Source organism: Comamonas thiooxydans (assembly GCF_000964545.1).
GTDB classification, from domain to species: Bacteria; Pseudomonadota; Gammaproteobacteria; order Burkholderiales; family Burkholderiaceae_C; genus Comamonas; species Comamonas thiooxydans.
The window spans coordinates 26,833-38,767 of the sequence record NZ_BBVD01000007.1 but is presented as its reverse complement, the minus strand read 5'-3'; the positions used below and the strand labels follow the sequence as shown (position 1 = coordinate 38,767).

10 protein-coding genes are annotated in these 11,935 nt (G+C 62.2%); 5 read left to right on the top strand and 5 right to left on the bottom strand.

All coding sequences use genetic code 11. The annotated features are described in order from the left end of the window. Positions 1-28: 28 nt before the first annotated feature. Together Cth01_RS10910 and Cth01_RS10905 are read right to left on the bottom strand one after the other, a co-directional pair. Entirely contained in the window at positions 29-604 is a 576-nt protein-coding gene (locus Cth01_RS10910) for a nitroreductase family protein (protein WP_034380918.1), read from the bottom strand. Between the two features lie 101 nt (positions 605-705). Then, positions 706-1,743, bottom strand: a complete 1,038-nt coding sequence (locus Cth01_RS10905; RefSeq protein ID WP_034357916.1) for a hypothetical protein — start codon at positions 1,741-1,743, stop codon at positions 706-708. Positions 1,744-2,019: 276 nt separating this feature from the next. Here Cth01_RS10905 and serA point away from each other — a divergent pair, with 276 nt between their 5' ends. From serA to Cth01_RS10885, 4 genes are all read left to right on the top strand, one after another. Continuing rightward, the gene (serA, locus tag Cth01_RS10900) at positions 2,020-3,249 is read left to right on the top strand and encodes a phosphoglycerate dehydrogenase (protein WP_034357918.1); all 1,230 of its coding nucleotides are present in this window, start codon (positions 2,020-2,022) and stop codon (positions 3,247-3,249) included. A 158-nt stretch (positions 3,250-3,407) separates the two neighbouring features. Beyond that, positions 3,408-5,408 carry an OPT family oligopeptide transporter gene (locus Cth01_RS10895; RefSeq protein ID WP_034393251.1) on the top strand — a complete coding sequence of 667 codons (2,001 nt, stop codon included), beginning with the start codon at positions 3,408-3,410 and terminating at the stop codon, positions 5,406-5,408. Next, a complete protein-coding gene (locus Cth01_RS10890) occupies positions 5,405-6,229 on the top strand; it encodes a hypothetical protein (RefSeq protein ID WP_034393254.1) in 825 nt (274 codons plus the stop codon). Before Cth01_RS10895 ends, Cth01_RS10890 begins: the two co-directional genes overlap by 4 nt. Before the next feature lie 122 nt (positions 6,230-6,351). Further along, positions 6,352-6,690, top strand: a complete 339-nt coding sequence (locus Cth01_RS10885) for a YegP family protein (RefSeq protein WP_034357874.1) — start codon at positions 6,352-6,354, stop codon at positions 6,688-6,690. Positions 6,691-6,733: 43 nt separating this feature from the next. Here Cth01_RS10885 and Cth01_RS10880 read toward each other — a convergent pair whose 3' ends face one another. Beyond that, positions 6,734-7,546, bottom strand: a complete 813-nt coding sequence (locus Cth01_RS10880) for an alpha/beta hydrolase (RefSeq protein WP_045839219.1) — start codon at positions 7,544-7,546, stop codon at positions 6,734-6,736. 732 nt (positions 7,547-8,278) lie between these two features. Between Cth01_RS10880 and Cth01_RS10875 the strand changes: the two genes are divergently transcribed. Continuing rightward, entirely contained in the window at positions 8,279-9,439 is a 1,161-nt protein-coding gene (locus Cth01_RS10875; RefSeq protein ID WP_045839218.1) for an IS30 family transposase, read from the top strand. A gap of 92 nt (positions 9,440-9,531) precedes the next feature. On the opposite strand, the gene Cth01_RS10870 is transcribed toward Cth01_RS10875, so the two are convergent. Continuing rightward, positions 9,532-10,224: a hypothetical protein gene (locus Cth01_RS10870; protein WP_034393261.1), complete on the bottom strand. Its 693-nt coding sequence runs from the start codon at positions 10,222-10,224 to the stop codon at positions 9,532-9,534. A 157-nt stretch (positions 10,225-10,381) separates the two neighbouring features. Further along, a complete protein-coding gene (gene gatB / locus Cth01_RS10865; protein WP_034357880.1) occupies positions 10,382-11,839 on the bottom strand; it encodes an Asp-tRNA(Asn)/Glu-tRNA(Gln) amidotransferase subunit GatB in 1,458 nt (485 codons plus the stop codon). Between the last annotated feature and the right edge of the window lie 96 nt (positions 11,840-11,935).

Sequence of the window (11,935 nt, the reverse complement as noted above, 5' to 3'; positions counted from 1 at the left end):
GTGGAGCTTTGGCGGGATTGGCGCTGCTTCAGGCGGTTGCGGCGGCTTGAACGGCTCCGGCACTCAGCATTTCGGCCAGCTGCTTGCGGCCCGAGGGCTGCTCGCGCTCGCGCAGATCGTCGGGCAGAGTGGCGGCATCGGCGCGGCGGCCCACGGCGATCACGCATTCGGGCACCAGATGCTCGGGCAGGTTCAGCACCTTGCGGGCTTCATCGGCAGAGAAGCCGCCCATGGCGTGGGTGGCCAGACCCATGGCATGGGCCTGCAGCGCCAGATAGCCCCAGGCGCAGCCCGCGTCGAAGCTGTGCTTGGCGGCGGAAGCCTGCCTGTCCGACAGCAACACGATCAGCGCGCCGCCATTCAGGCACCAGCGGCGGTTGGCTTCGTTGGGGATCTGCGAGAACGCCTGCCAGTTCGCGTCATCGCGCAGGGCGTAGGCAAAGTGCCAGGGCTGCTTGTTGCTGGCCGAAGGCGCCCAGCGGGCGGCTTCCACCAGCTGCTCGATCTGGGCAGCGCTCAGTGCTTCAGGCACAAAGGCGCGCGGCGACATGCGCTCGATGAATTGCGCGTGGACGGGGACGGTACTGCTACGGGTGGTGCTCATGGTGAATATCGCTGAACTGAAAAGAAAAGGGCCCGCCTACTGTACAGAGGCGGGCCCGAAACCATAGCGCAAGCTCCGGCCTTTGTGCCGGAGCCGGAAAATCAGGACTTCTGACCCGATTGCGCGCCGATACCGCGCAAATGGCGCTCCATGCGGAACATCACCAGCGCCATCATCACCATCACCAGGCAGGAAATCAGCAGCGTGGCAAAAGCCGTGTCCATGCCCAGAAACTCCCACTTTTCCTCATCGGGGTTGTCGCCGCGCAGCTTGGCGGCCGTGCGGTCGAACGACAGTGTGTAGTTGGTCAGCAAGGTGTTGACGATCTGCGGGGCGGACTGCTGCTGCAGCTTCTTGGTCAGGCTTTCGTTGCCCAGCACCTTCTCCAGCGCCACGGGCAGCCCCTTGATGTAGGCCGCGTACGAGCCCTCGCCATGCTCCATCTCGGCGGCCTGGGCACGGTCGTTGATTTCGGAGGCCAGGTTCACCGGATCCATCAGCATGGCGTCTTCGCCCGAAGCCTCGGCGGCTGCCGCAATCGCTGCATCGGCTGCAGCATCTGCGGCGGCACGGGCCATGCGGTCCTCGCGGGTCAGCGAGATGCGGCGAGCCGTCCAGGCGGCATCCACTTCGGCAGCGGCCGCGTCGGCAGCCTCCTTGTCGCAGCAGGAGTTTTCACGTGCCTCGCGCATCTTGATCTGGCGGTTGACATCGTCGGCCGAGGGCAGGGCATCGCCCTTGAGCAGGGGGTGGATGGGATCCAGTCCCTGGCTGCTGTTTTCCGTTTCTACGCGTTTGCGCGCAGCCGTGTCCCGGTAGATGAAGCCACGCAGCAGGCCGTCGGCCTTGCGGAAATCCGGACGCAGGGCGGGGTCGGCCAGACGCTTTTCCATGGGCACGGCGTTGCCGAGTACGCTCAGGTCGCGACCGGTCTCTTCTTCCATGTACTTGAGGTCGTAGGGCGCATCCTTCCAGTTCAGCGCCGTTGCGCCGGCAGTGGCGGTATCGGGCTTCTTGGGCTTGTAGTGGTCCCAGATCCAGTGGCCCATGCCAAACAGCACAAAGATGGAAAAGGCGAGCAAGACAAGACGCAGAACTTGAATCAGCAAATCTTCTGCGCGGCGCAAGAGGGTCAGCATAGGCAGCAAATCCTTGTAAAAAGCTTGAGTGGTCTGCACTTTCAACTATGAAATTGGAAGCGCGTGAATGATCGCGATTGTAGGAAGCGAATCGGAAAGTCGTAATTTGTTACAGCTGAGTCGACAAATGCACGCTTCCGTCCCGCCCAGCGCTCGTTTTTGGGCAGGGGACGCCGGTGCTGCTCCTATTCACTTCATGAAGGGGCGATGCACCCAGATCCTGTAACGGAATTACGAAACCGCTGTAATGGAGTTTTGATGGATCGAGGCTGGATCATGGGTAAGACGTCGCTGGATAAATCGAAGATCAAGTTTTTGCTGCTCGAGGGCATACATCCCTCCGCGCTCAAGGTGCTGCATGACGCGGGCTACACCAATGTGGAGGCACTGACCGGCGCGCTGGACGGCGAGGAGCTCAAGCGCAAGATTGCCGATGTGCACTTTGTCGGCATCCGCTCGCGCACCCAGCTCACGGCCGATGTGTTCGCGGCTGCGCAGAAACTGGTGGCCGTGGGCTGCTTTTGCATCGGCACCAACCAGGTGGATCTCAACGCAGCGCGCGAGCGCGGTGTGGTGGTCTTCAATGCGCCTTACTCCAACACCCGTTCGGTGGCGGAGCTGGTGCTGGGCGAAGCCATTTTGCTGCTGCGCGGCATCCCCGAAAAGAATGCCGTCTCCCACCGCGGCGGCTGGAAGAAGAGCGCGGAGAATTCCTTCGAGATCCGCGGCAAGACGCTGGGCATCGTCGGCTATGGCTCCATCGGCACCCAGCTGTCGGTGCTGGCCGAAGGCCTGGGCATGAAGGTCATCTTCCACGACGTGGTGACCAAGCTGCCGCTGGGCAATGCCCAGCAGAGCAGCGGTCTCAACGAGCTGCTGGCCCAGTCCGACATCGTCACCCTGCATGTGCCCGAGCTGGCCTCCACCAACGGCATGATGGGAGCGGCGCAGATTGCCGCCATGAAGCCCGGCAGCATTCTCATCAATGCATCGCGCGGCACGGTGGTCGATATCGAGGCGCTGGCGGAATCGCTGCAAAGCGGCAAGCTGCTGGGCGCGGCCATCGACGTCTTCCCCAAGGAGCCCAAGAGCAACAAGGACGAATTTCTGTCGCCGCTGCGTGGCATGGACAATGTCATCCTCACGCCGCATATCGGCGGCTCCACCATGGAGGCGCAGGCCAATATCGGTCTGGAAGTGGCGGAAAAGCTGGTCAAGTACAGCGACAACGGCACGACCACATCGGCCGTCAACTTCCCCGAAGTGGCGCTGCCCGAGCACCCCGGCAACAATCGCATCCTGCATGTGCACGAGAACCGTCCCGGCATTCTCTCTGCCATCAACCAGGTGTTTGCCGACAACGGCATCAATATCGCAGGTCAGTACCTGCGTACCGATGAAAAAGTGGGCTATGTGGTGATCGATATCGATGCCAAGTCCTCGGCGCTGGCGCTGGAAAAGCTCGCGCAGATTGCGGGCACCATCCGCTGCCGCGTGCTGTTCTGAAGCCTTGGCCGCTGAACGGAAAAGGAGACCTTGGTCTCCTTTTTTCATGGAGCGGCCATTGGCGATGCCAGGAGCTGGCCCGAAGGGCGCGCGACGGACATGGTGTTGCGCGCCGCTGATGCTAGGCTTGTGCCGTTACAGACCCTCCCGCTTGCACAATGAATACACCAATCAAGAGAGAGTTCACCTTTCGTGGCGTGCTGCTTGGCGCGCTCATCACCCTGGCGTTCACCGCCGCCAACGTCTATCTGGGGCTCAAGGTCGGGTTGACCTTTGCCTCGGCGATTCCCGCTGCCGTGATCTCCATGGCGCTGCTCTATCGCTTCAAGGATTCCAACATCCTTGAAAACAATCTGGTGCAGACCCAGGCCTCGGCGGCCGGCACCTTGTCTTCGGTCATCTTTGTGCTGCCGGCGTTGCTCATGCTGGGGCTGTGGACGGGTTTTCCGTTCTGGCAGACGGCATTGATCTGCGCGGCCGGCGGCACACTGGGCGTGCTCTACACCGTGCCCCTGCGCCGCGTGCTGGTGGTGCAGTCCGAGCTGCCCTATCCCGAGGGCGTGGCTGCTGCCGAGGTGTTGCGCGTAGGCGATGAGCAGCGCCATCTCCACGATCCGGAGAACCAGGGCAAGCCACGCAGTTCGGGCTTGCGCGAGCTGGGCTGGGGCACGGGGCTGGCAGCGCTGTTCGGCTTTCTCAGTGGCGGTCTGCGCCTGCTCGGCGATGCCTTCAATTTCTGGATTCCCGCAGGCGGCGTGGCCTTTCGCGTGGCGGCGGGCTTTTCGCCCGCCCTGCTGGCCGCAGGTTATCTGATGGGCGCGGCCGCAGGCATTGCAGTGCTTGTGGGGCTGGCGCTGTGCTGGGGCGTGGTCGTACCCTGGCTGACGGCCCAGGCTTCTCCTGCGGCCGGCCAGGCGCTCTCCGAGCTGTCCACCCAGCTCTGGGGCAGCAAGGCCCGCTTTCTGGGTGCGGGCGTCATCGGCATCTCGGCGCTGTGGACCGTGGCCACGCTGGCCAAGCCCATTGTCCAGGCGATTCGCAACCAGCCTGCACGCAGCGTCGCCGAGGGTGCCGGTGGCGATGAAACCGACAAGGACATGCCGCGCAGCTGGATGTTAATGATAGGAGCCGCCGCCCTGGGCGTTCTGTTCCTGGTGGTCAATGACTTCATCGTCGGGCATATGCCCGATCTGGCCGCTGGCGCACGCTACGGCCTGGCGGCCCTGTGCGTGTTGTTCGCGGCCCTGTTCGGCTTTCTGGTGGCGGCGGCCTGCGGCTATATGGCCGGTCTGGTGGGCTCGTCGGCCAGTCCCATCTCGGGCATCGGCATCATCGCCACCTTGCTCATGGGCGTGGCCCTGCTGGCGCTGCATGCCCTGGTGCCGGCCTATGCCAGCGCCGTGGCGGGGCAGATGGGCATTGCGCTGGTGCTGTTCATGGTTTCGGCCGTTCTGGCCATGGCTGCGATCTCCAACGACAACCTGCAGGATCTCAAGACCGGCTATCTGGTGGGGGCCACGCCCTGGCGTCAGCAGATCGTGCTCATCATCGGCTGTCTGGTGGGCGCGCTGGTCATACCGCCCGTGCTGGATCTGCTCTACAACGCCTACGGTTTTGCCGGCAGCATGCCGCGTGCCGGCATGGATCCGAATCAGGCCCTGGCCGCGCCGCAGGCCACGCTGATGATGCAGATTGCCAGCGGCATCTTCAAGGGCTCGCTGGACTGGAGCATGCTGGGTCTGGGCGTGGCCGTGGGCATTGTCGTCATCCTGATCGATCTGACCCTGCGCAAGAGCGGCAAGGGTGCGCTGCCGCCGCTGGCCGTGGGCCTGGGCATCTATCTGCCGCCCACCATAGGCCTGACGCTGACCATAGGCGCGGTGCTGGGCTGGTGCATTGCCAGAGCCATCAAGGCCTATGCGCAGCGCGGCGGCAAGGACTGGACGGCGGCGGCCGAGGAGCGCGGCCTGCTGCTGGCCTCCGGCCTCATCGTGGGCGAGAGCCTGATGGGCCTGTTGATTGCGGCACTCATAGGCTTCAGCGGCAAGGATGCGCCGCTGGCCCTGGTCGGCGAAGGCTTTGCGCCCGCCATGTGGCTGGGCCTGGCCTATTTCGTGGGCCTGTGTGTGTTCTTTTATCGCCGGGTGCTGCGCAAATGAAGACAGGAAGATTCGACGGGGAACAGGCCGAATATCGCCGGGGCAACTTCGGCTTCGCCCATGAGTGGCTGCAGGAGTTCAAGACGCTGGACGAGGTGCTGGAGCGGCTGGACGCGCTGCGTGCCGCCGACCCTGCACATCGCTACCTCTGCACGCTGGACGATGTGAGCCAGTGCAGCTACACCAGCGGCCATGCGAGCCAGGATGAGCGCCTGTATCTGGATGACCCCGAGGACATGGACTGGGACGACCCGGCGCAGGAGCAGGCCCTGACGCTGGCTTCGCTGCAGCACCGGGTGGCGCAGCTGCAGCGGCCCGAGCTGGTGCAGGACTGGGTGCAGGTCTGCGGCACGCTGCTGCTGGCGGCCGAGGATGTAGATGCCCTGCTGCAGGCCAACGGCAGTCCCGAGGTGCTGCTCGACGAGGTGGTCTATGTCCAGCGTCTGCCCGTGCCCAGCGACGAGCTCATGATTGCGGGCCAGCCAAACGGCTATTTCAGCGCGGACTGGGACAGTTTTCAGAACCACGCTGTCATCCGCCATCTTGCGGTGCAATATGGCTATCGCTTCTTCGGCATGGGCGCCGCATGGATGGGGTTTGTGCGCAGCAGCCTGCCCGATGCGGTGCTGGTCGATCGGCTGATAGAGGATTTGCGCATGCTCTACGGCCAGGGGCAGGGCGAGGTGCGGGAACATGCGGGCTGGGTACAGCTGGCGTCTGTGCTGCTATCTCGGCGTACGCTGATGCTGGGCTATGCCGAGAATCTGGCCGAAGGCATGGGGCTGGATCAGCCGCCTTATGAAAGCACCATGAAAAGCTGACAAGGCTGGATTCATCACCGCCGGAGCCGGCCGTGAGATGCCCGGTTTCAGCGGTGATGGTTTTATAGTGTGCGGGCTACCCCCGCGGCGCAGGCCGCTTTTTGCAACTGAAGGAGAAACCAATGGCAGGTCATTTCGAGTTGAGCAAGAGCAGCGATGGGCAGTTCCGGTTTGTGCTGAAGGCCGGCAATGGCGAGATCATCCTCACCAGCGAGCTGTACAAGGCACGGGCGGCGGCCGAGAGCGGCATTGCCTCGGTGCAGACCAACAGCCCGCTGGCCGAGCGCTATGAGAAAAAGACAGCCAGCAACGGCAAGGAGCATTTCAACCTCAAGGCGGCCAACCATCAGGTTATCGGCACAAGCCAGCTCTATGCCTCGGCAGCCTCGCGCGATGCGGGCATCGAGTCCGTCAGGAAAAACGGCGCGACGACGGTCGTCAAGGATTTGACGGGCACTTGAAACGCATCGCCGGACAGCTCCTGCTGGGAGCGTCAGAGGCCTTTCAGGCCGCTTTGTGATGCCCGTCCACAAACTGCTCTATGGCGCTCCAGAAGCCGTTGGCGCGGAAGATGGTCGAGTGATTCGCCTGGGCGAATTCCTGCACCTGCACCGCCTTGTCCCTGAGGCCGTGCAGCAGGGCGTCAGTGCGCTCGTGCTGCACCACCTGATCGCGTCCGGCGCGCAGCACCAGAATCGGCCCATGGTAATTGCGTAGATGCGCGGCAGAGTCGAACGGGTCGCGCAGCAGCAGTTCCACAGGCAGCCAGCCATACATGCCGCGCACCGTGTTCAGAATGCTGTCGAAGGGCGTGATCAGCACCAACTGGTCCGGCTGACGCAGGTCGGCCACGGCAGCCGCCACGCCCGTGCCCAGGCTGCGGCCGATCACGGTGATGGGCAGTTGTGGGTGCAGACGCCTGACCTCATCGAACAAGGCCGCGGCATCCAGCTCCATCAGCTCTTGCGTGGGCTCGCCCTCGCTGGCGCCGTAGCCGCGGTAGGCCAGCATATAGATATCGCTGTGCGGCAGGCTGCGCGACAGCTGCTGGCGCCGGTGGGCAATGTTCTCGGCATTCCCGCCAAAGTAGATCACCGCATTGCGCGCCTTGCCGTCGGCCGGGTGCAGCTGCCAGCCCCGCAGCAGCACATCGGCGCGCTGCAGCGAGAAATCGGTGCTCTCGGCCGCCACCTGTGTGCCGCCACCCGGAAAAATCATCTGGCGCTGCTGCGCAAACATATAGCTGCAGATACAGATATAGACCGCCAGGCACAAGGCCAGCAGCCAGAGCAGGGGCTTGAGCAGCTTGGAGAACATGGAGCGCAAAGATATGGGGTTTGCGCCGGATTGTGCGCAGATTTGTGTGGGTTTGGTGTGCGCTTTACCTTGGATTTATGTAATCAACGGTGGCTTTTGAAAAAGATAGCTGTCAGTGCTTGATGTTTTGTTTTGATGAGATGCCTTGTTTGATTGTTGGTTTACATGAGGGCATGTTTTACAAAGCCAACGACATGCCTGCTTTGCTTGCAGAGGGCGGGTCTCGGCCCGCCTGCCGACCTGCTTTCTGCTGCCGGTATGCCGGACCACCAGAAAGTAGGCAAAGAGCCTGTCCCTACTGCCCACGTCCTCTTCGTTGCGCGACGGGGGCAACCTGCGCCGCCCACCTCTTGCGGCTATGCGGCCCAACTCACTTCGCGGCATGCCGCTCCGTTCGAACAAACGGCCGCATATTTGAAGACGATGCAGTCGCACTCTGCGGTGCAACTGCCAGCCCCAAGAGGCCGCCGCAGGCGTGGGCACAAGGGGCGAAAACTGGAAACGGAATGGCTTCTTTAAGTTTTTTTGCTGCTTGCTTAATCTGGATAAGCGCTAGAGGCCGATCTCGTCCAAATTCAGGCAGTCCGCCTGTACCCGCATCCCCCCGTGTGTCAGCGCCTGCGGCACGCGGTTCGGGCTGCGGGCAGCGCTGTCGAAGGACAGCGTTGCATGGCGGATTCAACCGGTCGTTGCAACACACTAACCACCGCATAGGCGGCAGGAGTGTTGCAAATGAAGCAGCGACCCAGAATCTACTATTCGGATAGCCAGAAGACGCTGATGTGGGAGCGCTGGAAGCAAGGCTGGACGTTGCAAGAGATCGGCAAGCTCTTTGATCGCGCCCACTCTTCGATCCATCGAATCCTGGCCGAGACAGGTGGAATCCGTCCAGTCCAACGATCACGGGCCGCAACCGCATTGACGCAGGCCGAACGAGAAGAGATTTCGCGGTCAATGGTGACGGGCGCATCGATTCGCGCCATTGCCACTCGACTCGGACGAGCACCATCGACGATCAGTCGAGAGATCAAGCGCAATGGAGGCTGCAACAGCTACCGTGCCAACCAGGCAGATGAAGCAGCCTGGGATCGAGCGCGGCGCCCCAAGCGCTGCAAACTCGTTGCGAACCGCGCATTGGCCCGAGTCGTGGCCCGCAAGTTACGGGTGCTGTGGTCGCCAGAGCAGATTGCTGGTTGGCTCAAGCAGACTTATCCTTGCGACGAGGGGCACCGCGTGTCACACGAGACTATCTACCGCAGTCTGTTCATTCAAGCGCGTGGCGCCTTGAAGAAGGAACTGTTGGAACACCTCAGACGTACTCGCGGAATTCGTCGCTCACGGCACTACACGCAGAAGACGGCAATCCATGGCCAGATCGCCGATGCAGTCACGATCCGTGAACGTCCGGCGTGCGTTGAAGACCGAGCTGTGCCTGGGCATTGGGAAGGTGATCTGGTCTTTGGCAGTGGCAACAGCCAGATCGCGACGTTGGTCGAGCGTCAAACGCGCTACGTGATGTTGGTGAAGCTCGATGGCAAAGACACGCAGACGGTCGTCAACGCGCTCATCAAGCATGCCCGCAAGCTGCCACAGGAGCTCTACCAATCTCTGACCTGGGACCGGGGCACCGAGATGCATGCCCACAAGCAATTCACCTTGGCCACGGATATTCAGGTCTACTTCTGCGATCCGCAAAGCCCATGGCAGCGGGGAAGTAACGAGAACACGAATGGGTTGCTCAGGCAGTACATGCCCAAGGGCATGAACCTGTCAGGGCTGTCACAGCATCAACTCAACGCGATAGCGAGACAATTGAATGAGAGGCCACGCAAGACGCTCGGCTTCCATACACCCGCTGAGATGTTCAGCGCATGTGTTGCATCGACCGGTTGAATTCACCATCGTGACCTGACATTGACCTGCGGGCTGATTCAGTTGGAGTTCCTTGCTTCCAGCGAGCATGTGGCGACCTGATCAAGCAGTCCTCACGCCCCCGGCAAAAAGTACCCCGCCTTGTGCTGATTCCGACTGCTGCTGACACATAGCTTCAACCGCGCCTCCATGTACTGGCGCACTTCCGAGCGGTCGCACATCTGGGCCAGGTCTTCCCAATAGAGCAGGCTGGTGAAAGAAGGCTTCGCGGACTCAGCCGCGTCGCCCTCGCTCACTTCTGCGGCGCGCGAAGGGGTGGGAACATAGATAGGTCCATTCACCGGGGCGTAGTGCTGCACGGGGCGGCCTGCGGCTTCTTCCTTGCGTCTGGAGGTCAGCACAAAGTAATGCTGGCGGGCGTCTGCCAGATGGGACTTCTTATCGGCGTCGAAGACCTTGTCCAGCCGCTCCAGCCCTTTGGCCACATCGGCGGCGTAAGTCCAGTTGCTCAGGTATTTGGTCTCGATGAACAGAAAGACCTGCCGTGCGGGGTCTGAGATGAGCACATCGGCCAGCTTGCTGCGCAGGCGCTCGTGGCACAGGTAGGCGTGGGTGTCGAAGGAGATATGGGGGGACTGAAGGCCGAGGTCGTCGCGGCCCGTGACTTCCTGGATGTAGCGGTTGAACTGGACGATGCGCTTGGCATAGCCGGCCGTGAATTCGTTGAAAAAGTAACCGGCAAAAAACTTGCTGCAGAGGTTGCGCTCTTTTTCGGATTCGATGAGTGAGGCGTTCGAGAAGATCACTGATTTTTTCCTGGGCAGGCGCCACAGGGCATGGGGACCGAGGACTGGGATGAGCTGCAAGTAATAAGGCCGCAGGCATATGCTGCCTGCGGCCCTGGAGCGTGCTCCCATTATCTGGGGGCAGAGGCACGCCTTGAGGGACGTGCTTGTAACAGAGTTAGGCCAGCTTGGCCTTGAGCAGCTCGTTGACCTGGCTGGGGTTGGCCTTGCCCTTGGAAGCCTTCATGACCTGGCCGACCAGGGCGTTGAAGGCCTTGTCCTTGCCGGCGCGGTATTGCTCGACGTTGGCGGGGTTGGCGGCGATTACCTCGTCGATGATGGCTTCCAGTGCGCCGGTGTCGTTGGACTGCTTGAGGTCCTTGGCTTCGATGATGGCGTCCACATCGGAGCCTTCACCGGTCCACAGCGCCTCGAACACCTGCTTGGCGGAGTTGTTGCTGATAACGTTGCCATGGATGCGGGCGATCAGGGTGCCCAGTTGCTCGGCGGAGACCTTGACCTGGTCCATGCCGATCTCTTCCATGTTCAGGCGGCGCGAGATCTCGCCCATGATCCAGTTGGACGCCAGTTTGGGCTGGCCGCAGGCCTTGGCGGCGGCTTCAAAGTAGGCGGCCATGGCCTGGCTTTGCGTCAGCGTGGTGGCGTCGTACTCGGGCAGGCCGTATTGCGCTACAAAGCGCGCGGCCATGGCGCGGGGCAGCTCGGGCATTTCGGCCTTGACCTGCTCCACCCATTCGGGCGCCACGACCAGCGGAGGCAGGTCGGGGTCGGGGAAGTAGCGGTAGTCGGCCGCATCTTCCTTGGTGCGCATGGCGCGGGTCTCGCCCGTGTCGGGGTTGAACAGCACGGTGGCCTGCTGGATCTTGTGGCCGTCCTCGATCTGCTCGATCTGCCAGAGGATTTCGTAGTCGATGGCGATCTGCATATTCCTGAACGAGTTCAGGTTCTTGATCTCGCGGCGCGTGCCTAGGGGCTGGCCGGGCTTGCGCACGGACACGTTGGCGTCGCAGCGGAACGAGCCTTCCTGCATATTGCCGTCGCAGATGCCGATCCAGGTGACGATCTTGTGCAACTCCTTGGCATAGGCCACGGCTTCGGCGGTGCTGCGGATATCGGGCTCGGTCACGATTTCCAGCAGCGGCGTGCCGGCGCGGTTCAAATCGATGCCGGACTGGCCGATGAACTCGTCGTGCACGGACTTGCCGGCATCTTCCTCCAGGTGGGCACGCACCAGACGCACGGTCTTGAGGACGTTGTTCTTACCCTCTTCCAGATAGAAGCTGACTTCACCGCCTTGCACTACGGGGATCTCGAACTGGGAGATCTGGTAGCCCTTGGGCAGGTCGGGGTAGAAGTAGTTCTTGCGCGCGAAAATGGAACGCGGCGCAATCGTCGAGCCCAGCGACAGGCCGAGCTTGATTGCGCATTCCACGGCCTTTTTGTTCATCACCGGCAGCGTGCCGGGCAGGGCCAGGTCAACGGCGCTGGCCTGGGTGTTGGGCTCGGCGCCGAAGGCGGTGCTGGCACGGCTGAAGATCTTGCTGTTCGTGGCCAGCTGGGTATGGGTTTCGAAGCCGATGACGACTTCGTAGCCATTGATTAGTTTCACAGTCATGTTCTTGCTTCAAAAAGTGGGCTGTATCCATGGCGCCGCGCATGAAACTGGCGCGGCCCGATCCAGGGACAGCGAGCAAGGGCCGCCCCGCAGCGA